Consider the following 25,701-nt stretch of genomic DNA (forward strand, 5'->3'; position numbering starts at 1 on the left):
CTCTTCCGATCTGCTACGGGTGTAGTCACCTCAATCCCGCGATGGCGTCATCAAGATCGCCACGCTGCCCAGCCGTGCTGCTACAAAAGGCGGCTCACATTCCGTAACATCCCCGCCTTTGTCGCTTCATTTTCAGGAACTCCATGAAACCCGCTCGTCTACGCGCCGATGTGCTTGCCGGCCTGACCACTTCTTTTGCCCTGGTGCCCGAGTGCATCGCGTTTGCGCTGGTGGCGCATCTCAATCCGTTGATGGGGCTGTATGGCGCGTTCATTATCTGCACGCTCACTGCCCTGTTCGGCGGGCGGCCGGGGATGGTGTCGGGGGCGGCGGGTTCCATGGCGGTGGTGATCGTCGCGCTGGTGGTGCAACACGGCGTTGAGTATCTGCTGGCAACGGTGCTGCTGGGCGGGCTGGTGATGATTGCCTTTGGCGTGCCGCGCCTGGGCAAGCTGGTGCGGATGGTGCCGTATCCGGTGATGCTCGGCTTCGTCAACGGCTTGGCGATTGTGATTGCCATGGCCCAACTCGAACACTTCAAGAACGGCGACTCATGGCTCAGCGGCACACCGCTGTACCTGATGCTGGGGCTCGTCGCGCTGACCATGGCCGTGGTGTATCTATTGCCGCGCCTGACCCGCGCGGTGCCCCCTGCGCTGGTGGCCATTCTCGGCGTTGGTCTTCTGGTGTACTTCTTCGCGCTGCCGACCCGCACCCTGGGCGACATGGCCCATATCGCCGGCGGCTTGCCGAGCCTGGCGCTGCCGCAGGTGCCGTGGAACCTTGAAACCCTGCGCATCGTCGCGCCCTACGCGATCCTGATGGCGCTGGTGGGCCTTCTGGAAACCCTGTTGACCCTCAACCTCACCGACGAAATCACCGAAAGCCGCGGCTATCCCGACCGCGAATGCGTGGCCCTGGGCGCGGCCAATATCGCATCGGGCCTGTGCGGCGGCATGGGTGGCTGCGCGATGATCGGCCAGACCGTTATCAACCTCAGCTCCGGCGGCCGGGGTCGGCTGTCGGGGATCGTGGCCGGGGTGATGATCCTGATGTTCGTGCTGTTTCTCTCGCCGCTGATCGAGCGCATCCCGCTGGCCGCGCTGGTGGGCGTGATGTTCGTGGTGTCGCAGCAGACCTTCGCCTGGGCCTCGTTGCGAGTGCTGCGCAAGGTGCCGCTCAACGACGTGCTGGCGATCATCGCGGTGACCATCGTCACCGTGCTGACGGACCTGGCCACCGCCGTGATGTTCGGCATCCTGATCGCGGCGCTCAACTTCGCCTGGCAACAGGCGCGCGAGCTTTATGCCGACAGCCACATCGAGGCCGATGGCAGCAAGCTGTACCACCTGCACGGCACGCTGTTTTTCGCCTCGACCACGACCTTTCTCAACCAGTTCGACCCGGCGCAGGACCCCGCCATTGCGACGCTGGACTGCCGCCACCTGCGCTTCGTCGACTACTCGGCGATTGCCGCGCTGATGACCCTGCGCGAACGCTACGAGAAAGCCGGCAAACACCTGCGCGTGGTACACCTGTCCGAGCGCTGCAAGAAGCTGCTCAAGCGTGCCGGTGTGCAGCACGCCTGAGGCACCCTACAGAGGCTGTTGCCAGGCGAAGCTGTAGGCCTTGTCTGGCAACGTAGCCTGGCACTTGCCGTTGTCCGCATCGGCCCCTACCAGAAACCATTCGGCGCGAGAAGTATCGCCCACGCTGCGGGCCTTCTGCGGGTCGTAACAACGCGCCATGTCCTGGGCAGGCACCAGCGCGTAGGCGTTCGGATGGCCGCGCAGCCACACCACCGAATGCTCCAGCGGTTGCGTGTCCTTGAAACCGAAATGCACCAATGGCTGCTGAGCGAAAACCCAGTGGCCCTCGCGCCAGTCCACCAGCACGATTTCGGCGTTCTGCGTCAGCACGGCCACGTCGCGCATCATGGTTTCATGGGGGTTGATGCCCTCATGACGAGGCTCGACAAAACCGCGCACGAACCAGGCGCACAGCCACAGTACCGTGAGCCCCACGAACACCGTCCGGCCTTTGGGCCGCTTGCCGAACCAACGCCGCATCAGCCAAGGAATCAGCGGCGCACTGACCAGCACCAGCGCAGGCACCGCCGGGAAGATGTACAGCTTGCGCTTGCCGGTGCTGATGCTGAAAAACACCAACACCAGCAGCACCCAGCCCAGCAATACCAGCACCCGACCGTCGTGGCGCATCAGTTGCTTGCGCCACGCAGGCACCAGCCACGGCAACATGAACAGGATCGGAATCCAGTACTTGGGAATGACCTGCACGAAGAAGTACCAGAACGGCTCGCGATGATCCCACGCGTTGGCGTAGCGGCTCGCCGTCTGTTTGAAGAGGATTTCCTGGGCATAGGCCACGCTGTCGGCGCTGCCCTGGGCGACGATCACCAGCAACGGCACCAGCCACACCGCGATGGCCGCCAGGGCCACCAGCAAGCCCAGCCACCATTTCTTTGCGCTGCCGGACGGCATCGCCACCACACCCTTCCAGCCCTTGCGCACGGCGTATGCGTAAGGAATCAGCATCAGCACCGGCAGAAACCCCACGCCCTTGCTGATGATGCCAAAGCCCATGGCCGCGCAGGCGATGTAATACCAGCGCCAGTCGGGGCCGAGCAGCAAGTGCCGGCACAGGCCATAGATGCCCAGGATCGTCCACAGGGCCAGGAAGCCGTCGATCTGCCCGGTCTGCAGGATGCTGTAGCTCTGATAGGTGCACAGGAACAACAGTGCGGCAATCACCCCGACCCGCCGCCCCCACAGGCGCCGACCCAGGTCGTACAGGCAACCGGTGGTCACCGCGCCTGCGATGAGCGCGGGCAGGTACAGCGCCACTTTCGGCAGATGCGTGAGTTGCACGAACAACGCCACCGTCCACATGAACAGTGGCGGTTTGTCCGCGTAGATTTCCCCTGCGCGATGGGGGATGAACCAGGAACCGTTCTGCAGCATCTCCAGAGCGACGCCCAGAAAGCGTTCTTCATCGACGTTCAGCGGCTGACGCCACCCCAGCCCCGCACCCAACAGCAATACCGACAACAGGACAAAAAACCACAACTCCAACCGCGGGCTAGCCAATCGAATCCGCACTGCTTCAATCCTTCTGTTCGGCGCCGCCTGGCTGTTCTTTGAATTTGGCGATCAACTGCAAGTTGCGCAGGTACACGATGAACCCGAAGGACTGGCCGACGATGAAGACCGGGTCCTGTCGGTAAATGGCATAGGCCAGCAGCAGCGCGCTGCCGATGATGCTCAGGTACCAGAAGCCCACCGGAATCACGCTGCGTTTCTTGTACTCGCTGTACAGCCATTGCAGGACGAAACGCCCGGTGAACGCCAACTGGCCGATGAACCCCACCGCCAGCCATAACGATTCTGTGCCCATGTCAGACCTCGCTTTCCCGTGCCGTGACGTCAAGCCGGGTGCGGCGGATCAGCCACCACACGCCGAACAGATCGAGGATGCCCACCAGCGCACGGTCCAGGTTGCCGTAGTTGGACACCCCTGCCCCACGCTCGCGGTGATTGACCGGGTGCACCAGCATCCGGCCGTTGTGGCGACGGATCAGCGCCGGAATGAAACGGTGCATGTGATCGAAATACGGCAGGCGCAAAAATGCCTCGCGCTCGATCAGCTTGATGCCACAGCCGGTGTCCGGGGTCTGGTCCTTGAGCAGGCTGCTGCGCAACTTGTTGGCAAAGCGCGAGGCCCAGCGCTTGCTGGCGGTGTCCTGGCGATTGACCCGGTGCCCGGCCACCAGCTTCACGCCGTCGGCCTTGCCTTCGGAGCCGCGCACCAGATCGAGCATCCGCGGCAGGTCCGCCGGATCGTTCTGCCCGTCGCCATCGAGGGTCGCCAGCCAGTGCCCGCGTGCCGCTTCGGCAGCGTGATACACCGAGGTGCTCTGGCCCAGCGAACGAGCATGGCTGAGCACGCGCAACTGGCTGTAGCCGCCTTCTTGCAGGCTGCGCAACTGGGCAGCGGTGGCGTCGGTGCTGCCGTCGTCGACGACTATCACTTCGAACGCCTGGCCTGCGAACGCGGCGCGCACTTCTTCGAGCAGTGGAATGATGTTGCCTGCTTCGTTCTTGGCGGGGATCAGAACCGACACATAGGGGCGTTCTTGCATGACATTCCTTGCAAAAGACAAAAGAGGGAGCGGTTAAACCCGGTAATAACTGCAGTACCAATCGACAAACGACGGCACACCGGTCGACACCGTGACCTGCGGCCGGAAACCCACCCGCGCTTCCAGCTCGCGGGTGTCTGCCCAGGTGTTGAGGACATCGCCGGACTGCAGCGGCATGAAATGCTTGATGGCGCGGATGTTCAGCGCGTCTTCGAGGCACTCGATGAAATCCAGCAGCTTCACCGGGGAGCCGAAGCCGATGTTGTAGACCTTGTTCGGGGCACCGGTCTCGGCCTCGGGCGGCAACGGAATCAGGCGCACCAAGGCTTCGACGATGTCGTCGATGTAAGTGAAATCCCGGGACATTGCGCCGTCGTTGTACACATCGATGGGCTGCCCCTTGAGGATCGCATCGGTGAACTTGAACAACGCCATGTCCGGCCGGCCCCAGGGCCCGTAGACGGTAAAAAAGCGCAGGCCGGTAGTGGGAATACCGTAGAGGTGGGCGTAGGAATGGGCCATCAGTTCATTGGCGCGCTTGGTCGCGGCATAGAAGGAAATCGGCTGTTCCACCGCATCGCTGGTGGCGTAGGGCAACTTGTGATTAAGGCCGTACACCGAGCTGCTCGAGGCGTAGATAAGATGGGCCGGTTTGTAGGCCCGACAGGCTTCCAGCACGTTGAGAAACCCCACCAGATTGCTTTGCGCGTAGGTGTCCGGGCTGTCGATGGAATACCGCACCCCTGCCTGGGCCGCCAGATGAATGACCTGGTCGAAACGCTGCCCGGCGAACAGATCCAGCAGCGCCTGTTTGTCCGCCAGATCCAGCCGGTGAAACTCGAAGTTACCGAGGGTAGCCAGTTGCGCCAGGCGCGCCTGTTTCAGCTCGACGCTGTAGTAGCCGTTGAGGTTGTCGAGCCCCACTACGTGATGACCGTCACGGCACAAACGCCTGGCCGTGTGGAAGCCGATGAAACCTGCGGCGCCGGTGACCAGTATTCTCATGCGCTCACTTCCATGACGGACTCTGCAGGACTTGTAGGTTCTTTTGGTTGCAGAGGCTTATATCAAGCGCAAATGACCGTTTTGTTGGCGGTAGATGACGATACGACGAAGGGTTTTTGACGATGCCGTGGAAATTGCGCGTCAGGCGAATGGCAGCGTTGGGGGTGTTCTGCACGTGAATCGGGCAGGCCCCATGAGCGCCCGTCATGATTTTGTTCCAAAAATACTCAATTTTTGTACACAACCCAATTCCTGAGCAGCTCGCGAGAAATCTGCCGAACGGCTCAAGCCCTTGATTTACAGCACTTTAAGGCCTGTAAACGACCACCAACCTGACCACCCGATCAGGTTGCTGGCCTGCTTATTGCTCCGGCCGAGCCACTCGCACTGTTCCATCGTGGTTGTGCGCTCGTTTATCCGGAGTTTTCTATGCCTGTCTGGCGCAAGAGTATTCAGTGGCAATTGACCCTGAGCATGGGTGCGGCCCTGGTCATCAGCAGCCTGATCGTCATCGCGATCTACGCCTTTGCCCTGAACAAACTCACTGATCGTTACCTGCTCCAGCAAGCGATGCCCGCCAGCGTCGAAGCGATCCGCAACGACCTGGAACGGCTGCTGGCCGCACCGCTCACCGCCGCCAGCGACATCGCCGACAACACCCTGGTGTCCGAGTGGCTGGCAGGTGGTGAAGACGCCGCGCAGCAACCGGGCTTCATTCGCTACCTGGCCAGGATCAAGGATCAGCACAACGCCTTGACCACCTTTATCGTTGCCAAGGACAGCGGCTTGTACATCACCAGTAAAGGCGCCGACCGCACGCTGGTGCGCGGCCCGGCGGAGAACAACTGGTTCTACGGATTCCTGGACAGCAACAAACAGCGTTCGCTGGACATCGATATCGACGCCACCACCAAGGTGCCGACGCTGTTCATCAATCAGCGCATCGAACACAACGGCCAGGTGGTCGGGGTGGCGGGCCTGGGGTTCAGCATGAGCGCGCTGTCGCAGATGGTGCGTGACTTTCATTTCGGTAAGGCCGGCCAGGTGTATCTGGTCAGTCCCGACGGCAAGATCAAGGTGCATCCCGACGCCGACCTGAATGACCGCGCATCCCTGACCCAACTGGTGGGCAGCGGCGCGGCGGGCGCCCTGCTCAACCAGAGCGGCAACGGCCAGGCGCTGGAATTCGAGCGCAATGGCCAGCCCTATGTGGCCGTCGCCAAACCCGTTGCCTCCCTGGGCTGGACGCTGGTCAGCGAGGTGCCACTGGCCGAGGTCTATGGGCCGGCGAAGGAAGCGCTGACCACCATTTCGGCGATCAGCCTGGCGGTGGTGCTGTGCTTCCTCGGTTTTGTGGCGTGGATCGCGCGCGGCATCGTGCGGCCGATCCAGCAAGTGACCACAGCGCTGGTGGACATCGGCAGCGGCCAGGGCGACCTGACCCGTCGCCTGGACGACAGCCGCGCCAATGAGCTGGGCGACCTGGCTCGCGGCTTCAACCGCTTCATCGAAAGCCTGCGCCAGTTGATCGGCGACGTTCTGCAAACCAGTGAGCAGTTACGCCACAGCGTGGTGGATGTGGCTCATGTGGTCGACAGCACCTCCACCCGTGCGCTCAAGCAACAACAGATGACCGACATGGTCGCCACGGCCGTTCACGAAATGGGCCTGACCGTGCAGGAAATCGCCCGTAACGCCGGCGCTGCCGCCGACGTGTCGCGCAACACCCATAACGAAGCGACGTCGGCGAAGAAGGTCGTGGGTGAGTCCATCAGCCACATCCAGAGCATGTCCGACGGCGTCGGCACGGCCGCAGGCGCGGTGGAGAATCTGGCGCTGCAGATTTCCACCATCGACCAGGTGCTCAGCACCATCCGCAGCATTTCCGAGCAGACCAACCTGCTGGCATTGAACGCCGCCATTGAAGCCGCCCGCGCCGGCGAAATGGGCCGTGGTTTTGCGGTGGTCGCCGACGAAGTCCGTACGCTGGCGGGACGTACCCAAAGCGCGACGGCAGAAATCCAGCAGATGATGGGCGAACTCAAGAGCGGTGCCGACCAGGCCGTCAGTTCCATGCGCTCAGGCCAGGCCGCCACCGGCACCGGCGTCGAAGCCAGCCGGCGCACCGGCAACTCCCTGGACGCCATCGCAGGCCACGTGGAAGAACTCACCGACCGCAACCAGCAGGTCGCGGCGGCCACGGAAGAACAGAGCACGGTGACCGAGGAAATCAACCGTAACGTGCAGGGCATCGCGGACCTGGCGCAGTCCACCGTAAGCGATGTGAAGGCCTGCCGCGAGGACTGCCAGCGCCTGTCGGAACAGGCCGCGCACCTGGCCGCGCAGATGGCGCGGTTCAGGTTGTAGCAGTCACACCACATACCCTGTAGGAGTGAGCTTGCTCGCGATCGCGTAGTGTCAGACACCATTGCAATACCTGACATTACGCAATCGCGAGCAAGCTCACTCCTACAGGGGCGTTAGAGCCTCTAGACCACCTGCCGCAAAATCTCCTGCGTCGCCACCACCTGCGCATACTCGCCATGCAGATTGGCCAGCGACATTCCGTGAATCTCCTCGGCACTGCGCGCATGCCCAAAGAAATCCGCGCCGTCAAAGGTGTAGCACGCGTCATGGGGCACGATCACCTCGAACCCCAGGTTGCCCCCGGTTCGGGCCGTCGATTCCACCGAGTTGTTGGTAATCACGCCGACAATCACCACCTGATTGATCCCGTCCGCCCGCAACCAGCCCTCCAGCGCCGAATGACAGAACGCATCCGGCACCTGCTTGTGCAACTCCCCTTCCCCGTCCCACGGCAGGAATTGGGGTTGGAACTCAACCCCCGACTGCTTGGGCCAGAACACCGAATCTTCTGACCGCGAGAAGTGCCGCACATGAATCACCGTACGCCCGGTCTGGCGCCATGCCGCCAGTAACGCAAGCATCTGTTGCTCGGCGTCGGGGTTGTTGCGCCGCCCAAGCTTGGGGTGGTTGATGCCTTGCTGCATGTCGATGATGACCAGCGCGGCCTTGGGATGAATCTGCATAGGGGCTCCATCAGAGGGAAAACATTGCAAGGAAGCATCAGATTCTGCCGTCGCGTACTACGCTGCAACAGCCTTATTGCCGCCTTGCAGAACAATTCTAAACTTCTGGTTTAAACAGAACATCACGATTACTGGCTACCGGTAACGTAATCAAATACCGATACTGAACCCATCCACTCACTGCTCAAATGGTTACAGGAGATCGACATGACTCACCCAACCAACCTCACTGGCAAAGTAGCACTGGTTCAAGGCGGCTCCCGCGGCATCGGCGCTGCCATCGTCAAACGCCTGGCCGAACAAGGCGCAGCCGTTGCCTTCACCTATGTCAGCTCCGACGACAAGGCCCGCGCCCTGCAAGACAGCATCACCGCAACCGGTGCCAAGGCACTGGCCATCAAGGCGGACAGCGCCAGCGAACAGGCCATCCGCGCCGCCGTCGGCAAAACCGTTGAAACCTTCGGCGGCATCGACATCCTCGTCAACAACGCCGGCGTGCTGGCCATCGCCCCGCTGGAAGAGTTCAGCCTGGAAGATTTCGACCGCACCCTGGCCATCAACGTACGCAGCGTGTTCATCGCCAGCCAGGAAGCGGCCCGTCACATGAAGGAAGGCGGTCGCATCATCAACATCGGCAGCACCAACGCCGACCGCATGCCCTTCGCCGGTGGCGGCGTGTACGCCATGAGCAAGTCGGCACTGGTGGGCCTGACCAAAGGCCTGGCCCGCGACCTGGGCCCACGGGGGATCACCATCAACAACGTGCAGCCCGGCCCGGTGGACACCGACATGAACCCGGCCGACGGCGACTTCGCCGAATCGCTCATCGGCCTGATGGCCGTGCCGCGCTACGGCAAGTCCGAAGAAATCGCCGCCATGGTCGCTTACCTGGCCGGCCCGGAAGCCGGCTACGTCACCGGCGCCAGCCTGACCATCGACGGCGGCTTCGGCGCCTGACCCAGACGCCCGTCCCCACCTCGCCACGCCCAGGACCTCGCAAAAGAGGCCCGGGCGTGGTGTTTTTGCTTAACCGCATGAAAATTCTGAAAAAAAGTTTTGCGTTCGGCAAAGCTTTCGACTACATTAGCGCGCCTCGACAGACTGAACGTCTAGCGAGATACGGTGAAGTGTCCGAGTGGCTTAAGGAGCACGCCTGGAAAGTGTGTATACAGGAAACTGTATCGAGAGTTCGAATCTCTCCTTCACCGCCAAATTCGATGTAAACGAAACCCCTGAGATTCCTCAAGAATCCAGGGGTTTTTCGTTTGGGGGCTGGAAAGAAAAAAACCCGAACATCAAGATGTGTCGGGCTTTTTGGAGAGCCATCGGTTTGACTGCGGCATCAAACCGATGATTGCTGCGCCTGCTCAGCGCAGGATGGTCTTGTCCAGGAAGTCGACGTGCTCTCGAACGTACGCAGGGCGCAGATGCGTCCAATCCTTGAACTTGGGACTTCCCTCGTCATCCAGGGACTCGCAACGATCGGTGCACAGGTAATCGACCGGGTCGATGACAGTGGCGCCGGCTTCCTTGCCGGTCTTGATCAGATCCCTGCGGTACCTGCCGTACAGCTTTTCAAGTCCCGACACGCTCAGGCCGCCGGTGCGCATCTTGAAAATCTGCGGGAAAGACTTCAGATCACGCTGGGCGATGTACTTCGGGTCCAGCTCGCTGCCGATTGGAATCCCGGTGACCAGATAGACTGTTTTACCCTGGCGCACGAAATCCCGAATCATGCCGGACAGGCTATTCAGCGCCTCGGCGTAAGCCTCTTCACCGGCCTGGGGCGTCATGGCCGATTTGAAGATCGACGACATGAAGCCACTCCACTGGGCACCAATGACAACGCGCTGAATTTCCGGCTTTGTCTTCACCAGCTCAAGGGCATCACGCATCACGTCGTTGCAGAAGGCATGCCGTTCATCATATTTGAGCCCTGGGATCAGCGTGCAGCCTCCACCGGTCTTGAAGATGGCGGAGTTGGTCAACTCCGGAGAAGACTTGATCAGCCGTTCAACCCGTGGATAGTACTGTTCGATATTCGAGTCCCCCATATACAGCGTGGTTGCCTCGTTACCGGACGGCTGCAGTAGATACCTCATGTTGTTGAAATTGGTCCACTTCAGACGACCAGGGTAATCCCACTCTCCGGCAGCTTTTGACACCTTCATGAAAGGCTCAAGCCGCGCCGGAAAGCCCGCGCTCTTCCACGTGTAGACGCCAATCGCGCCAATGATGACTGACAGTGAAACCAGGGCCATCACCGTGAAGCGACCGTTTTGCCCCGAACGTACCGGGCGCTCGATCAACCGATAGGTCAACCAGGCCAATACCAGGCTCAACAGCACAATACCGCTGCGGACCAGTTCGGACGGTACGCCCGAGGCGACAATATGGGCGAAGGACAGCAACGGCCAATGCCAGAGATACAGCGGATAGCTGATCAGGCCGATGAACACGGCAAACCGGTTCGACAGCAGCCTGCGGTTAACCCACGCGTCCGGCCCACTGAAGATGATCAGGAACGCCCCGCCCACCGGGCCAATGCCCCACCAGCCGGGGAACGAATAGCCCTGTTCGATGACCAGCAGCGATACCGCGATCAGCCCAAGACCTGCCAGAGAGATCAGGTTGCAGAGCGCCTGGCGCTGGTGCATCGGGTTTGGCGGTCGGGTGAAGAACAGCGGGTTGAAGGCAAGTTTGCTCAAAAGACCCAACACGACTTCTTTTTTATACAGGTCGATCCAGGCAAGTACTGAACCGGCCATCAACTCCCAGAACCTGATCTGGGGCAAGTAGTAGGCCGTGGCCGGGCTGAGTCTGACGCCGCGAATGTTCAGATAAAAAGAGATGCCCGCACCCAGCACAACCAGCGACAACAAGTTGAAGCCCATGCGGTAGGCGCAGAACATGATCAGGGGGAACAACAGATAAAACTGTTCTTCGACCGCAAGCGACCACATATGGGTCAGGGGTTTGAGATCCGAAGCCGTATCGAAATAACCGGCCTCGCCCGACAACGAGAAGTTCTGGACGTAGGCAACGCTGGACGCAATGTGCTTACCCAACTGACTGAATTCATCCGGCAACAACAGGAACCAGCCCAGCGCAAACACACAGGGCAGTACCACCATCAATGCTGGAAAGATACGTTTGACGCGATGTGCATAAAACCGCCCGAAGCTGAAGTTGCCGGCATCCAGCCCTTTGAAGATGATCCCGGAAATCAGATAACCGGAAATCACGAAGAAGATATCGACGCCGACAAACCCGCCACGCAAGGCAGTCGGAAAAGCATGAAAGATCACCACGGCCAGGATGGCCAGTGCCCTCATTCCATCGATGTCCGGACGGTATCCAGAAGCAGTGCCAACCTTGGAGGCCTTTATTTCCTTGTATTCCATGAACCCGTTACGCCCTGACGACTGCCTTTCGAACCCGTGCATGCGAACGTCGGTGGCCCACTCAGGCCACCGGCAACAGCATCGCCGGACTCAAACGAACTTATTGATCATTAATCGGATGAAAAAAGCGGGCCATAGTAGTCTTTGCAAATCCTTTGTGACAAGGCTGATACATACTGGACACACACCCGATCCGACGTAGGGGACGAACCTTTCTTGCAGGCAAAAAAATGCCCGGGAAAGCCCGGGCATTTTTGAGGAGAGAGGCGCGATGAAAAGGTTATTCTGCGGCCAGGGGTTTGCCGGCCAACATGCTCCACCGAGGGCGGAAGAAACAGGCTGCTACCAGGCTGAAGACCAACAAGCCGCTGGCTGCGGCGTTGGCGACAAAATGCAGTTTGCGGCGCAGGTCCCTCAAGCTGGTCAGGTATTCCTCTGACAAATAAGGCCCCGAACCGGTGGGGTCGGTGACGATCGCGGCAATCATGTTCGCGTTCTGCGGAATGACGCTGTGGGTGTAGAGCTCTTCAATGCCGGCAAAATCCAGATTGGCGGGATAAGGGCCGACGCCGTAGTCCGGGTCTGTGAAGTAGGCAGTGCCATCGATCATCACTTTGGAAACCACGTGCCCGCCCAGGCCATAGGTAATCGCGTCCAGATCGCTGCGTCGCAGTATCCGCGTGACGGCTGCCGCGCGCTCGCTGCAATACCCGCATCGCAGGGTCCTGAAGTTATAAAGACCCAGGTCGTAGTTGGCGTCATGCCCTGCCTTGTAGGCCGCATAGTTGACAGCGGTTTCTATCCAGGAAACGGAATTCTGGTCAGGTAAACAGTGGTAAGTAGCTTTGTGAACCATTTGCGTGACACGAGTAACGTACGCCAGTACAGGCTCATTTTCACGGCGTGCCATTTCAACCAAAGGAATCTCGGCCAGTGTCCGGCCCTGAATGTAATCGTAACCGGGAATCGAATTGCCTCTACTCTGCGGCTGCGCATCGTGGCTGAAATGCTCTACTACCAGAGCCAAGGCAACGAGCACAGCCAGTCCGACTGCTGTATTTGCCAACCCTTTGAACATTATTGGAGCATCCTTCCAGAGATCAGAATCAACGGCAGTCAGTAAAAGCCGGGCAAGGATACTCCAAAACCCACGTCAGTTACCGAGAAAATCCAGTCCAGAAGCCTGTGCTGCGATGCCGCAGCTTAGTGTGTTCTCGGTTTCTCTTCACTGACCATTGGTCGTATCGGTCAGCTTGAAACAACAGATGCGTCCGGGGGAATTGACGGCGTCTGGTTACTTGCAAATGAGCAGCACGAAATACACTCAAATGGATGAAGTAGTCACTCGAAAGCATGTGTTTAAAAAATGATTCACCCCATTGAGCCATGCTGCTGCCGCAGACCATCGGAAACCTGCCTCTCCCCTCGATCGAGCAGCTACTGTCTATTCGGCGCCCGCAACATTCTGGCGTCACTACTTAGTACGAGGCTAGTTCTTCCCTGGATCACCCAGCCCGTATTCCAGCCCCCATTGCGCGCCTCATCCGTATGAAAATCGGGGCGCGAATTTCGCAGGAGTAGGTTGATGAACGGTATCGGCAAACGTCTGAGACAAGAAAGAAAACGCTTGAAACTGACCCAGAGTGCCTTGGGCGCGATCGGTGGCGTTGAAGCCAACGCCCAGGGCCACTATGAAAGCGGGCAGCGCCTGCCACGGGCCGACTATCTTTTTCGCATTGCAGCGGCAGGTGTGGATATCAGCCGGGTGGTCACCGGTATCGAGTCCGGCAACCGGATAGAAGTACCGGTGTTTCCTTCACTGATTGCCAGCCAGTCGGGCTTTGCCGACCAGGACTGCACCAGCGCGGAAAGCGTGGTCAGGATCATCGGCCAGTTGCGTCAGAGCCTGTGGGTCACGGCCAATGCCTTGTGTGAAGTCACACGGCTGGTGGACACCCAGGAGCAGCGCCACGACATCGACCATGTCGAGGATCACTTGCGAGTGTTGCAGGGCGATGCCGACCTGTTCGTGGCGCTGGCATTGGCCCGGGTGCAGAAGGCCAGCCACGAAGCCCATTGAGCTGACCGTCAGACTGACAGTCCTTTTCTTGAATGGTAGCCTTGCGCCATTCAGGGAGAGTGTGGATGAAACGGTTTGATATCGTGCTCGCGACGCTTGCGGCATGTTTTTGCAGCTCGCCCAGTGAAAGGCGCACTCTATAAATCTGGTGCGAACCAGGCCGCAGGCTAGCGATACTTCCGAAATTTCTGAAGTAAGTATTTATCGGCGCCGATGTTACCGGATGTAAGAGCTGCTTAAAGTCATGCCCCATCGCCAGTATCACAATAACGAGACGGCCATGACCTCCACTGCGCACCTCAAAGAACACGTCCAGCACGCTGCCGACGAACTGATTGCAGCCTTCGCCGGCAATGACACAGACGCCTACTTCGCGGCTTTCAGCGAAGACGCCACTTTCCTGTTCTACACCCTCCCTGCCCCGCTGCTGTCCCGCGCCGCCTACCGCGACGTATGGAACGGCTGGCAAGCGGACGGTTTTGCCGTGCTCGGCTGCCGGTCGAGCAACGTGCATATCCAGATGCAGGGCGAGGTGGCGATCTTCATGCACGACGTCGCGACCCACGTGCGGTTCGGCAGCGAAGAAAGCCACTTTCTGGAGCGCGAAACCATCGTGTTCCGCTTCGACGGGCAGCGCTGGCTGGCCTGTCACGAACATCTGTCGGAGCAGCCCAAGGCCTGATTCCGACATCCGCGAGCGCCCCCACAGAGGCCGCCGCCGGACCCACTCGTACAATAAGCATCAAGTTCTAGAAGCAATCACTGCCAAGCCAGCGCCGGACCCGATCCGGCCTCATAACAACACGACTGCGCGCAGGAAACCGTCATGTCACAAGCCACTACCACTATCGAAACTTTTGGTGTCGAACAGATACCGGACGATCAGCGCGATGCCAGGCCCATCGATCTGTTTCGCCTGACGTTCGGCGGCGCCAACACCTTTGCCACTGCGGTACTGGGGAGCTTCCCGGTGCTGTTCGGGCTGTCATTCCAGGCGGGTGTCTGGTCGATCATCCTGGGCATCGTGCTGGGCTCGATCATCCTCGCGCCGATGGGGCTGTTCGGCGCGCTCAACGGCACCAACAATGCGGTATCGTCTGGCGCGCATTTCGGTGTCCACGGGCGAATCGTCGGCTCGTTCCTGTCCTTGCTCACGGCCGTGGCGTTCTTCTCGCTGTCGGTCTGGAGTTCGGGCGATGCCCTGATCGGCGGCGCCAAGCGCATGATCGGCATGCCTGAAAACGACCTGACACTGGCCGTCGCCTACGGCGTGTTCGCGGTGCTGGTGCTGGTGGTGTGCATCTACGGTTTCCGCTTCATGTTGTGGGTCAACAAGATCGCGGTGTTTGCATCCAGCCTGTTGTTCCTGCTGGGCATTTTTGCCTTTGGCGGCAGTTTCGATGCGGGCTTCGCCGGCACCGTGAACCAGGGTTCGGAAGGTTTCTGGGCGGCGTTCATCGGCGCAGCCTTGCTGGCCATGAGCAACCCGGTTTCGTTCGGTGCATTCCTGGGCGACTGGTCGCGCTATATCCCGCGTCACACGTCGAAAAAACGCATCATGGCGTCGGTGTTCCTGGCGCAGATCTGCACGCTGATTCCGTTTCTGTTCGGTCTGTGCACGGCCACCATCGTCGCCACTCAGGCGCCGCAGTACATCACCGACAACAACTACGTGGGCGGCCTGCTGGCAGTGTCGCCGAGCTGGTTCTTCCTGCCGGTGTGCCTGATCGCGATCATCGGCGGCATGTCGACCGGGACCACTTCGCTGTATGGCACAGGCCTGGACATGTCGAGTATGTTCCCGCGCCTGCTCAACCGTGCTCAGGCGACGATTCTGATCGGGATTGCGGCCATTGCCTTCATCTTCATCGGTCGTTTCGCCTTTAACCTGGTGCAGAGTGTTTCGACCTTTGCAGTGTTGATCGTGACCTGCACCTCACCGTGGATCGTGATCATGGTGCTGGGGCTGATCATTCGTCGCGGCTTCTATCATCCGGCGGATCTGCAGGTGTTCACCCGTGGCCAGAGCGGCGGCCATTACTGGTTCGAGCACGGCTGGAACTGGCGCGGGCTGGGGGCGTGGATTCCGAGTGCGGCGATCGGCCTGTGCTTTGTCAACCTGCCGGGGCAGTTCGTGGGGCCGCTGGGGAATCTGGCGGGCGGGATCGACATCAGCCTGCCGATCACGCTGGGGCTGGCGGCGCTGTTGTATGTCACGTTGTTGCGCACGTTCCCGGAGCCGGTGGGGGTCTACGGGGATCATGGTCCGCATCCGCTGCTGGGCAGTAATGCGCACCGTAATGTGAAGAAGCCGATGGCGATTGGTTGATCGACTCTGATCGCCTGATCGTTGATCGTTCCCACGCTCTGCGTGGGAACGGCGCTCTTGACGCTCCGCGTCTTGGGTGACGCGTGGATTAGGCGCATATCCGTTCACGGCGGTGATGCTGACTCACCTTTGCGCCTTTACGGCGCGTTACTTTGTTTCGGCAAAGTAACCAAACCATTTGCGACAGGCTGGGGTCCTTCGGACTTCCCTCGACTCCGGCGCCGTTCCGGGGGCACGCCATGATGGGCCATCCATGGCCCGCACGGCTTTCGCGGCATCCCTGCCGCTCATCCCCCTCCACGACACCTGCGCTCGGCCTGGCGCCTTGACGTCGCGTTCGGCGGTGTCTGCACCATTGCGCATGAAGATCAAAAGCCAGATCAAAATCTAAAGCCCCCCACCGCCCCGTAGCAGCACGGCTTGCCGGCGGGGACGTCTTCAAGATCGCTGACGCCGGCAAGCCGGACTGCTACCTGTGGTTTACCTCGATCCCGTAGGAGCGCGCTTGCCCGCGATGGGGCACTCCTGATCACCCGCGCCAACAGGCCGGAGCCCAACCGCCGACCGACGGATTCGCTTCGGCTGGCGTGCGTCGGCTACTTCACGCACAATCGGTTCGTACGTCAGTATCGTTACAAGAAGAACGTCAGCTCGAACCACAGGAGATAACCCTCGCATGAACGCAAATGACTGGACCGAAGCTGCCCTGGCGAAGTACATCGTGACTAACCCGACCCTTCAGGCTGAAATCCAGCAACTGAGCCCCACGGAGCAACAGCAGCAGATCCTCTGGGCTTTCGAAGACGAAGCCGAAGATCTGGGCATCCCCACCTGGGATCTTGCACTGCAATTCATTGCCGAAACCCCTGAGCAACTCAAGGAAATGCGCCTGGCTGCCCACAAGGAAGCTGCCGAAGCGCTGGACATGGACTGGGACGACTACTGCGAACTCAACGACGTCGAGGAGTAAACGCTTCAATCTCCCCCCTCGGGCCGCGACCTTTACTGCCCTGCGCGCGGCCCGAAACCCTGACTTGTCGGTCATCCTTTACGCTTTACCTTGCCCTTGCGGGTGGGTAACGTCTGCGCCAATTCAAAACAAAAAGGACTAGCCCCCATGAGTGATTTGGTCGCCTATCAACTGGATGACGGCGTCGCCACGCTGACCCTGAGCAACGGCAAGGTCAACGCCATCAGCGATGACGTGATCGCCGCGTTCAACGCCGCGCTGGATCAGGCCGAAAAGGACCGCGCCGTGGTCATCATCACCGGCCAGCCGGGTATTCTCTCGGGCGGCTATGACCTCAAGATCATGACGTCCAGCCCCGAGGCCGCGCTGGGCCTGGTGGCCGCAGGTTCCACCCTGGCGCGACGCATGCTGTCGCATCCGTTTCCAATCGTCGTGGCGTGCGGTGGGCATGCAGTGGCCAAGGGCGCATTCCTGCTGCTGTCGGCCGATTACCGCATCGGCGTCGATGGCCCGTTCAGCATCGGCCTGAACGAAGTGCAGATTGGCATGACCATGCACCACGCAGGGATCGAGCTGGCCCGCGACCGCCTGAATAAAAGCGCCTTCGGCCGCTCGGTGATCAACGGCGAGATGTTCTCGCCCAAGGCTGCGGTCGAGGCGGGTTTCCTGGACAAGGTGGTTGCGCCCGAGGAGTTGGTCGATACCGCCCGCACCGTGGCCCTTCAGTTGAAGAAGATCAACATGAAAGCCCACAAGCAGACCAAGCTCAAAGTGCGCAAAGACTTCCTCGAAACCCTGGACAAGGCCATCGAGCTGGATAAGCAGCATTCGTTCTGACTCGGTCCGTAGCAGCCCGGCCGGGCGGCGTTCCGCTTGCCGGCGGGAGCGGTGTGTCAGGCGACGAATGTGTTGCTGATGCACCGCCCCCGCCGGCAAGCCGTGCTGCTACGGTTTGAAACATCTGCTTAACCTCTCCCCCGCCACCCGTCTGCATGGCAATTGCCCCTTCAAGTGCACATCCGTACACTGCGCCACCTTTTTTGTTTCCAGAGTGGTCTGCATGCTGTTTGTCCTGCGTATGTTGCTGATGGCGGTGCATTTTGTCGTGGCTGGCGCATTGGGGTTGATATTGGGCCTGTGCCGCCCGTTCAATCCGGACAACAGCCGTTTGTGCGCGCGCTTCTATGCTTTGCCCGCCATGTGGATTCTGCGTTTGCGCCTCAAGGCCGAAATGGGTGCGAATTTCGACAAGAGCCGCCCCTGCGTGATCGTCGCCAACCACCAGTCCAACTACGACCTGTTCATCCTGGGCAACATCGTGCCGCCACGCACCGTGTGCATCGGCAAGAAAAGCCTGAAATGGGTGCCCTTCTTCGGCCAGTTGTTCTGGCTGGCGGGCAATGTGCTGATCGACCGTGGCAATCCGCTGCGTGCGCGCCTTTCCATCCGCAAGACCACCGAAACCCTGCAACGCAAGGACACCTCGATCTGGGTGTTTCCCGAAGGTACGCGCAACCTGGGCAAGGGCCTGCTGCCCTTCAAGCGTGGTGCGTTCCAGATGGCGGTCGATGCCGGTGTGCCGATCATTCCGGTGTGCGTCAGCACTTATGTGCGCGACATGCGCCTGGGTGCCTGGGACAGCGGCCAGGTGATGATTCGCGCCTTGCCGGCGATCTCCACCACCCGCCTGACCGATGCCGATATCCCTGACCTGATCGCCCAGTGCCACAGTCAGATGAAGGCGTGCATCGAGCAGATGGACGGACAATTGCAGACACGCTCACAGCCTTCCCAAACCGCAGCTGAACAAGTTGCACAAAACACCCGAACTCACTGATTTTCACCGACTCTGAATCAGGAAGGCGCGCTAAGCTGCGTGTCAGTCCCTCCTGATAAGAAGAAGTGAATCACCATGGGCCGAGTTGTCGCTGCCGCGGTTTACAGTGAAGGAAAGAAGGTCACCAACATCACCCTCGACGAGGGCGCGGCCTGGGCTGCAAAGCCTGGGCATTTCGTCTGGATCGGCCTTGAGCAGCCCAATGCCCAGGAATTGGCCACGCTCCAGAAGCAGTTCAACCTGCACGAACTGGCCATCGAAGATGCGCTGGAAGTTCACAGCCGCCCCAAGCTCGAGACCTTTGGCGATGCACTGTTCATCGTCACCTACGCACCGATCCGCGAAGACGGCAAGCTGATCTTCATCGAGACGCACATTTTCGCGGGCAAGGGTTACATCATCACTTCGCGCAACGGCCACTCCAAGTCCTACGGGCTGGTGCGCCAACGCTGCGAGGCCCGCCCTCTGTTGCTGCATCACGGCGAAGACTTCGTGCTCTATGCGCTGCTGGATTTCGTCACCGAAAACTATCAGCCGGTGACCGAGGCCATTCATTGCGAACTCGAAGAGCTGGAGCACAGCGTGCTGAGCACCGAGCTGAACGAAGCCGATATTCATCGCATTCACAGCCTGCGTCGGGATCTGCTGCGGCTGCGCCGGTACGTGGCACCGATGGTGGAAATCGGCGAAGAATTGCAGAAACTCAGTTTCCCGTTCATCGACAAGAACATGCGCCCGTATTTCAGGGACGTGGAGATTCACGTCAAGCGCCAGATGGAAGACCTGGCCAACCTGCGGGACATCGCCAGCCAGACCATCGAGATCGGGCTGTTGCTGGAGTCATCGCGGCAGAGCCTGACCCAGCGCAAGTTCGCGGCCTGGGCGGCGATTCTGGCGTTTCCCACGGCGATTGCCGGGATCTACGGGATGAACTTCCAGAACATGCCCGAGCTGAGCTGGCATTACGGCTACTTCATCGCGCTGGGGGTGATTCTGGGGGGCTGCACCCTGCTGTTCGCCAGCTTCAAGCGGTCGGGCTGGTTGTAACCTTCACGATCCCCCCGTAGCAGCACGGCTTGCCGGCGGGGGCGATTGTGGTCCTTCAGGCCGTTTGTGGCTTGTTCGCCACGAAACGCATCATCCATTCAGCCACGGTAGCGCCGTGGTGCTCTTCTTCAAGGCTGGCGATGCCTTTGCTGTACACCTGCTCACCCAGCGCTTCCTGACGGATGTCGAGCAGCGTGCGCGAGTAGTCGTGGATGAATTCCGGGTGCCCCTGGAAGCACAGCACCTGATCGTTGATGTGGTAGGCGGCGAACTGGCAGAAGTCACTCGAGGCAATGACCGTCGCGCCTTCAGGCAGCGCGGTGACCTGATCTTGATGACTGATCAGCAGCGTCAGCTTGTCCATCGCCGGGGTCATCCATGGCTTGGCCGGGGCCAGGTCGTAATGGTGAATGCCCACGCCCCAACCCTGGGTCGCCCGCTCGGTCTTGCCGCCCAGCAGCAAGGCCAGCAACTGGTGGCCGAAGCACACGCCCAGCAACTTGTCGCCACGCTTGTAGCGTTCGAGCAGGTAGGTCTTGAGGGTCTGGATCCATGGGTCGGTACCGAAAGAGTCCGCCTTGGAACCGGTAATCAGGTACGCATCGAACTGCTCGGAATCCGGCGGGTAATTGCCCTGCATCACGTTGTAGACAACGAATTCGGCGGCAATGGGCTGGCGGGAAAACAGCGACTGGAACATCCGCCCGTAACCTTGATATTGATCGACCAGTTCCGGGCGAAGAACGTCGGTCTCAAGAATGCAGATGCGTAACGACATAAAAATACCTGAAGCGACAAGGCGAAAATGCACACAGCCAAGCCTGCCTTGAAGCCGGGGTCAAGGCAAGGGGCGTGTGGACCAGAGTACGCACACGCCCCTGTAGGAGTGAGCTTGCTCGCGATAGCGTCAGACAGGTCAACATGATTCTGGCCGAAACGACGCTATCGCGAGCAAGCTCACTCCTACAGGATTAAAAAACCTTGCCGTTCAGCGCCTTGTCCAGCAGCAACGCCGGCGGCTCGAAGCGTTCGCCATAATGCTCGGCCAGGTACTGCGCGCGGGCGATGAAGTCCTTGAGCCCGTACTGGTTGATGAATTGCAGCGCCCCGCCCGTCCAGGCCGGAAAGCCGATCCCGAACATCGAGCCGATGTTGGCGTCGATGGTCGAACGCAACACACCGTCCTCGATGCAGCGCACGGTCTCGATGGCCTGGATGAACAACAACCGGTCGCGGATATCCTGCCCGGCAATCTGCGCCCCAGGCTTCTCGAAGCGCGTTTTGAGCTGCGGCCACAGGCGTTTCGGCTCGCCTTCGGGATAGTCATAGAACCCGCCGCCGGCCGCCTTGCCCGCGCGCTGGTACTCGTTGAGCAGCAGATCGATCATCGCGTTGGCCGGGTGCTCGACCATCGTCACGCCTTCAGCCGCCAGGTCCTTGCGCGCCTGTTGGCGAATGTGGCTCATCAGGCTCAGCGACACCTCGTCGGACACCGCCAGCGGCCCCACCGGCATCCCGGCCTTGCGCGCTTCTGTCTCGATCATCACCGCCGAAATGCCTTCGCCGAGCATGGCGATGCCTTCGTTGGTAAAGGTGGCGAACACCCTGGAGGTGAAGAAGCCGCGAGCGTCATTGACCACGATGGGCGTCTTGCCGATCTGCTGCACGAAGTCGAACGCCCGGGCCAGGGTCATGTCGTTGGTGCGTGGGCCCTTGATGATTTCCACCAGGCGCATCTTGTCCACGGGGCTGAAAAAGTGCAGGCCAATGAAGCGCTCCTGCCGGGTCACCGCGCTTGCCAGGCCGGCAATGGGCAGCGTCGAGGTGTTGGAGGCGATCACCGCGTAGGGCACCACCACTTGCTCGGCGGCGGCGCTGACCTGGGCCTTGAGTTCGCGGTCTTCGAACACCGCTTCGATGATCAGGTCGCAGCCTTCCAGATCGCTGTCGCGGCCGGTGGTCTTGATCCGCGCCAGAATCGCATCACGCTGTTCGGCCGTCAGCCGTCCCTTCTCGATCTGTTTGTCCAGCACCCTGACGGTGTAGTCCTTGCCCTTCTGCGCGGTGGCCAGGTTGATGTCCTTGAGCACCACATCGACCCCGGCCCTGGCAGTGACGCAGGCGATCCCCGCGCCCATCATGCCGGCGCCGAGAATCCCGACCTTGCGCATGTGATAGACCGGCGGCGCCTTGGGCCGCGACTCGCCGGCGTTCAGCTCGTTGAGGGCGAACCAGGTGCCAATCATGTTCTTGGAGATCTGTCCGGTGGTCAGCTCGGTGAAATAGCGCGCCTCGATCTGCTCGGCGGTGTGAAAGTCCACCTGCGCGCCCTCGACGGCGGCGGCGAGAATCTTCTCCGGTGCCGGATAACAGCCCTGGGTCTTGCTGCGCAGAATCGACGGCGCAATCGCCAGCATCTGCGCGACCTTGGGGTGGGACGGCGTACCACAGGGAATCTGGAAGCCCGGCGCATCCCAAGGCTTGACCGGCGCCGGGTTGGCGAGGATCCAGGCGCGGGCCTTGCGCAGCAGGTCATCGCCATCGCTGGCCAGTTGATCGACCAGGCCGGCCTTGAGGGCCTGCTGCGCGCTCATCACCCGCCCTTCCATGAGCAAGGGCAGCGCCTTTTCCAGCCCCAGCATGCGAACCAGCCGCACCGTGCCGCCGCCACCGGGCAGCAAGCCCAGCGTGACTTCCGGCAAGCCCAGGCGAACCTGCCTGTCATCCAGCGCAATACGCCCGTGGCACGCCAGGCACAGCTCCCAGCCTCCGCCGAGCGCCGCGCCATTGATCGCGGCTACCACCGGTTTGCCCAGGGTTTCCAGAGCCCGAAGCTGCGCCTTGAGGTCCAGTGTCATCTGGTAAAACCATTGGGCACGGGCCTTGTCCACCTGAATCAATTCGTTGAGGTCGCCGCCGGCCATGAAGGTGGTTTTCGCCGAACGCAGGATCACGCCGAGGATGCTGTCGCGCTCGGCCTGCAACCGGGCGACGGTCTGCGCCATGGCCTGGCGCCAGGTCTGGTTCATGGTGTTGGCCTGCTGGCCAGGCATGTCCAGCGTCAGCGTGACGATCTGATCGGGCCCGATTTCGTACTGGATGGCATCAGTCATGCGGTCGTTCTTCCTGAAACTGTTGTTATATAGGCATCAATGATCACCCCGTGGACCGGGCAATCAAACTCGCTCGATAATGGTCGCAATCCCCATGCCGCCGCCGACGCACAAGGTCGCCAGGCCATAGCGCAACTGCCGCGCTTCGAGTTCATCGAGCAAGGTGCCCAGAATGATGCAGCCGGTGGCGCCCAGCGGATGGCCCAGGGCAATCGAGCCGCCATTGACGTTGACCTTGTGTGGATCGACACCCATGTCCTTGATGAACTTGAGCACCACCGAGGCGAAGGCCTCGTTGACTTCGAACAGGTCGATGTCGTCAATGCTCAGCCCCGACCGGGCCAGGGCCTTGCGCGTGGCAGGCGCGGGGCCGGTGAGCATGATGGTCGGATCGGTGCTGGTTACCGCCACCGAGACGATCCTGGCGCGAGGCTTGAGCCCCAGTTCCCGGCCCTTCTCCTCGGAGCCCAGCAGCATCAGCGCCGCGCCATCGACGATGCCCGAACTGTTGCCGGGTGTGTGCACATGCTCGATGCGCTCGACGTGGCTGTAGACCCGCAAGGCCGTGGCGTCGTAGCCCATCTGGCCAATGGCCTGGAAACTGGGCTTGAGTGCGCTGAGCCCTTCAAGGCTCGAATCGGCACGGATGAATTCGTCGTGGTCGAGCAGCAGCACGCCGTTCTGATCGCGAACCGGTACCAGCGAGCGTCTGAACGCGCCTGCCTGGCGGGCACGGGCCGCTTTTTGCTGGGATTGCAGGGCGAAGTTATCGACGTCCTGGCGGCTGAAGCCTTCCAGCGTGGCGATCAGGTCCGCGCCGATGCCCTGCGGGGTGAAGTGGGTGTGCAGGTTGGTGTGCGGGTCGAGCACCCAGGCGCCGCCGTCGCTGCCCATCGGCACCCGCGACATGGACTCCACGCCGCCAACCACCACCATGTCCTCGAAGCCCGAGCGAATTTTCATCGCCCCCAGGTTCACCGCTTCAAGCCCCGAGGCGCAGAACCGGTTGACCTGCACTCCGGCCACGTCGATGGCCCAGTCGGCCACCAGTGCGGCAGTCTTGGCAATGTCAGCGCCCTGGTCGCCCACCGGCGTCACGCAGCCCAGTACGATGTCGTCAACCTGACGGGTGTCCAGACGATTGCGCGATTGCAACTCGGTCAGAAGCCCTGCCACCAGATCCACCGGCTTGACGCTGTACAGCGATCCGTCGGCCTTGCCCTTGCCTCGTGGCGTGCGCAACGCATCGTAAATAAACGCCTCAGTCATTGTGTCCCTCGCTGCCCTGCTGGATTTTTTATTCTGTCGACACGATAACCGTCACACAGATGTGTTCAATGATCGAAGTGCTCAGTTCACTTGACTGTGATGAAGGTTAGCTCGTTGTAGGAAGTTTCGGACTCGGACGAACGGTAGTGAGCTATCGGACAGCCCCTGATCTGGCCCAAGGCGTCTAGCAAGGGAGTGTCGGATACTGGCCAAAGGCTTTATCACCATTCTTCCTAACCAAATCGAATTATTCATATCAAACCGATCTAAGCCGCGTCGCACGCGGGCTCTAAGGTTAAGTCTGTAGCAGAGGCGCAATAACAAAGTTTCATTCCAGCGCCCCGTCACCGGCTACTTGTCGGGACACCTGCTCTTTGGATTTCACCTTTGCCAGCTGCCGCTTCTTCTTTATGAGGGCGGGAAGCTTTTGTCGCTCAGGAATAACAAAAAGAAGGCATACGCCATGTTCAAGCATTCGAAAGTACGTCAAGCGGGACTGATTGTTTTCGCCACCACACTCTTGTTGATCTTGCCAAACCTCACTAGATTATTCGGCTGAGATCTAACGGAGTAACTCACATCTTGCGCCCATTGCTGTCGCTGGCCGGCTTACTGCTGGCGATGCCGCTTCATGCTGCCCAACTGACTGTCGAGCTGGCCGATGGCACGCACACCTGGGACACCGCCCAGTTGCTCAGCCATCCCCAGGCCCGGGATATCGACATACCCGGGGACGTCTCCTACAAACGTGACATGCATTACCGCGCAGTGCCGGTTTCCGTGCTACTGGAAGGCGTGTCCAGCGATGCCCATCTGCAGGCCGTGGCCACCGATGGCTTCGCCGCCGAGATGCCTGCCGCGCCACTGCTGCAAAAGACCGGCTCCCAGGCCTGGCTCGCCGTGGAGGATCCTGCGCATCCGTGGCCGGGCCTGAGCAAGGATAAACCCGGAGCCGGGCCTTTCTACCTGGTCTGGACCGACCCGGCTGCCAGCAGGATCAGCCCCGAACAATGGCCTTACGCTGTTGGAAAGATTCGCCTGCTGGCCTCCGTGGCCGAGCGTTTTCCGGCGCTGCTGCCCGACCCCAACCTGTCGGCTGACGATCCGGTGAACAAGGGCTTTGCGCTGTTTCAGAAAAATTGCTTCGCCTGTCATCGCCTCAACGGTGCGGGGGATTCACAACTGGGGCCGGACCTGAATATCCCGCACAGCCCCACTGAATACTTTGCCGGCGATTATTTGAAACTGTACATCCGCGACCCGCAGAATCTGCGCCAGTGGCCACAGGCGAAGATGCCGGCGATTTCGAAGGATGTGCTGTCAGATGAGGAATTGGGGCAGGTGGTGAGTTATCTGAAGCATATGGCGGGACGCAACACCTCAGCCCCGTAGCAGCACGGCTTGCCGGCGGGGGCGCCATCGAAATCGCCCCCGCCAG

At 60.6% G+C, this 25,701-nt stretch carries 21 protein-coding genes, 1 tRNA gene and 1 pseudogene; 13 read left to right on the forward strand and 10 right to left on the reverse strand.

What is annotated here, in order from left to right:
* Positions 1 to 143 precede the first annotated feature (143 nt).
* Positions 144 to 1,589, forward strand: coding sequence for a SulP family inorganic anion transporter (locus NPS29_RS26485; RefSeq protein ID WP_274136337.1), 1,446 nt, complete (start codon positions 144 to 146; stop codon positions 1,587 to 1,589).
* Between the two features lie 6 nt (positions 1,590 to 1,595).
* On the opposite strand, the gene NPS29_RS26490 is transcribed toward NPS29_RS26485, so the two are convergent.
* From NPS29_RS26490 to NPS29_RS26505, 4 genes are read right to left on the reverse strand one after another with little or no spacing between them, the layout of a single operon-like run.
* Positions 1,596 to 3,119, reverse strand: a complete 1,524-nt coding sequence (locus NPS29_RS26490) for an ArnT family glycosyltransferase (protein WP_274136339.1) — start codon at positions 3,117 to 3,119, stop codon at positions 1,596 to 1,598.
* 4 nt (positions 3,120 to 3,123) lie between these two features.
* Positions 3,124 to 3,414, reverse strand: a complete 291-nt coding sequence (locus NPS29_RS26495) for a lipid-A-disaccharide synthase N-terminal domain-containing protein (RefSeq protein WP_274136341.1) — start codon at positions 3,412 to 3,414, stop codon at positions 3,124 to 3,126.
* 1 nt (position 3,415) lies between these two features.
* A complete protein-coding gene (locus NPS29_RS26500; protein WP_274136343.1) occupies positions 3,416 to 4,159 on the reverse strand; it encodes a glycosyltransferase family 2 protein in 744 nt (247 codons plus the stop codon).
* Between the two features lie 33 nt (positions 4,160 to 4,192).
* Positions 4,193 to 5,164 (reverse strand): NAD-dependent epimerase, encoded by a 972-nt coding sequence (locus tag NPS29_RS26505; RefSeq protein WP_274136345.1) that lies wholly within the window; start codon positions 5,162 to 5,164, stop codon positions 4,193 to 4,195.
* 570 nt (positions 5,165 to 5,734) lie between these two features.
* Here NPS29_RS26505 and NPS29_RS28990 point away from each other — a divergent pair.
* A pseudogene (locus tag NPS29_RS28990) lies at positions 5,735 to 6,676 on the forward strand (HAMP domain-containing protein); the annotation flags it as partial.
* A gap of 126 nt (positions 6,677 to 6,802) precedes the next feature.
* Positions 6,803 to 7,531 (forward strand): methyl-accepting chemotaxis protein, encoded by a 729-nt coding sequence (locus NPS29_RS28995; RefSeq protein ID WP_400605144.1) that lies wholly within the window; start codon positions 6,803 to 6,805, stop codon positions 7,529 to 7,531.
* A gap of 122 nt (positions 7,532 to 7,653) precedes the next feature.
* On the opposite strand, the gene NPS29_RS26515 is transcribed toward NPS29_RS28995, so the two are convergent.
* On the reverse strand, positions 7,654 to 8,214 hold the full coding sequence (locus NPS29_RS26515) for a cysteine hydrolase family protein (RefSeq protein ID WP_274136349.1): 561 nt from the start codon (positions 8,212 to 8,214) through the stop codon (positions 7,654 to 7,656).
* 207 nt (positions 8,215 to 8,421) lie between these two features.
* Here NPS29_RS26515 and NPS29_RS26520 point away from each other — a divergent pair, with 207 nt between their 5' ends.
* Together NPS29_RS26520 and NPS29_RS26525 are read left to right on the forward strand one after the other, a co-directional pair.
* Complete coding sequence (locus NPS29_RS26520; RefSeq protein ID WP_274136350.1) at positions 8,422 to 9,171, forward strand: 3-oxoacyl-ACP reductase family protein; 750 nt, start codon at positions 8,422 to 8,424, stop codon at positions 9,169 to 9,171.
* Between the two features lie 164 nt (positions 9,172 to 9,335).
* Positions 9,336 to 9,425, forward strand: a tRNA-Ser gene (locus NPS29_RS26525).
* Positions 9,426 to 9,581: 156 nt separating this feature from the next.
* Here NPS29_RS26525 and NPS29_RS26530 read toward each other — a convergent pair.
* Both NPS29_RS26530 and NPS29_RS26535 read right to left on the reverse strand, forming a co-directional pair.
* A complete protein-coding gene (locus NPS29_RS26530; protein WP_274136351.1) occupies positions 9,582 to 11,618 on the reverse strand; it encodes an acyltransferase family protein in 2,037 nt (678 codons plus the stop codon).
* A 280-nt stretch (positions 11,619 to 11,898) separates the two neighbouring features.
* The gene (locus NPS29_RS26535; RefSeq protein WP_274136353.1) at positions 11,899 to 12,696 is read right to left on the reverse strand and encodes a hypothetical protein; all 798 of its coding nucleotides are present in this window, start codon (positions 12,694 to 12,696) and stop codon (positions 11,899 to 11,901) included.
* A gap of 507 nt (positions 12,697 to 13,203) precedes the next feature.
* Between NPS29_RS26535 and NPS29_RS26540 the strand changes: the two genes are divergently transcribed.
* From NPS29_RS26540 to NPS29_RS26570, 7 genes are all read left to right on the forward strand, one after another.
* Entirely contained in the window at positions 13,204 to 13,698 is a 495-nt protein-coding gene (locus tag NPS29_RS26540) for a helix-turn-helix domain-containing protein (protein WP_274136354.1), read from the forward strand.
* Positions 13,699 to 13,978: 280 nt separating this feature from the next.
* Complete coding sequence (locus NPS29_RS26545) at positions 13,979 to 14,380, forward strand: YybH family protein (protein ID WP_274136355.1); 402 nt, start codon at positions 13,979 to 13,981, stop codon at positions 14,378 to 14,380.
* A 144-nt stretch (positions 14,381 to 14,524) separates the two neighbouring features.
* Positions 14,525 to 16,027: a purine-cytosine permease family protein gene (locus NPS29_RS26550; protein WP_274136356.1), complete on the forward strand. Its 1,503-nt coding sequence runs from the start codon at positions 14,525 to 14,527 to the stop codon at positions 16,025 to 16,027.
* Positions 16,028 to 16,703: 676 nt separating this feature from the next.
* On the forward strand, positions 16,704 to 16,997 hold the full coding sequence (locus NPS29_RS26555) for a DUF6388 family protein (RefSeq protein WP_274136358.1): 294 nt from the start codon (positions 16,704 to 16,706) through the stop codon (positions 16,995 to 16,997).
* Positions 16,998 to 17,144: 147 nt separating this feature from the next.
* Complete coding sequence (locus NPS29_RS26560; RefSeq protein WP_274136360.1) at positions 17,145 to 17,834, forward strand: crotonase/enoyl-CoA hydratase family protein; 690 nt, start codon at positions 17,145 to 17,147, stop codon at positions 17,832 to 17,834.
* 223 nt (positions 17,835 to 18,057) lie between these two features.
* Complete coding sequence (locus NPS29_RS26565) at positions 18,058 to 18,834, forward strand: lysophospholipid acyltransferase family protein (RefSeq protein ID WP_274136361.1); 777 nt, start codon at positions 18,058 to 18,060, stop codon at positions 18,832 to 18,834.
* Between the two features lie 75 nt (positions 18,835 to 18,909).
* Complete coding sequence (locus tag NPS29_RS26570; protein WP_274136362.1) at positions 18,910 to 19,881, forward strand: magnesium and cobalt transport protein CorA; 972 nt, start codon at positions 18,910 to 18,912, stop codon at positions 19,879 to 19,881.
* Between the two features lie 55 nt (positions 19,882 to 19,936).
* Here the strand turns inward: NPS29_RS26570 and NPS29_RS26575 are convergent, their stop codons facing one another.
* From NPS29_RS26575 to NPS29_RS26585, 3 genes are all read right to left on the reverse strand, one after another.
* Complete coding sequence (locus NPS29_RS26575; RefSeq protein WP_274136364.1) at positions 19,937 to 20,659, reverse strand: amidotransferase; 723 nt, start codon at positions 20,657 to 20,659, stop codon at positions 19,937 to 19,939.
* Positions 20,660 to 20,852: 193 nt separating this feature from the next.
* Complete coding sequence (locus tag NPS29_RS26580) at positions 20,853 to 22,994, reverse strand: 3-hydroxyacyl-CoA dehydrogenase NAD-binding domain-containing protein (protein WP_274136365.1); 2,142 nt, start codon at positions 22,992 to 22,994, stop codon at positions 20,853 to 20,855.
* Positions 22,995 to 23,057: 63 nt separating this feature from the next.
* On the reverse strand, positions 23,058 to 24,263 hold the full coding sequence (locus tag NPS29_RS26585) for an acetyl-CoA C-acetyltransferase (protein ID WP_274136366.1): 1,206 nt from the start codon (positions 24,261 to 24,263) through the stop codon (positions 23,058 to 23,060).
* A gap of 621 nt (positions 24,264 to 24,884) precedes the next feature.
* On the opposite strand from NPS29_RS26585, the gene NPS29_RS26590 reads away from it, so the two are divergent.
* The gene (locus NPS29_RS26590) at positions 24,885 to 25,655 is read left to right on the forward strand and encodes a c-type cytochrome (protein WP_425312557.1); all 771 of its coding nucleotides are present in this window, start codon (positions 24,885 to 24,887) and stop codon (positions 25,653 to 25,655) included.
* Positions 25,656 to 25,701: the final 46 nt, after the last annotated feature.

The sequence above is a fragment of the Pseudomonas putida genome (genome assembly GCF_028682175.1).
Classification (GTDB): domain Bacteria; phylum Pseudomonadota; class Gammaproteobacteria; order Pseudomonadales; family Pseudomonadaceae; genus Aquipseudomonas; species Aquipseudomonas putida_AD.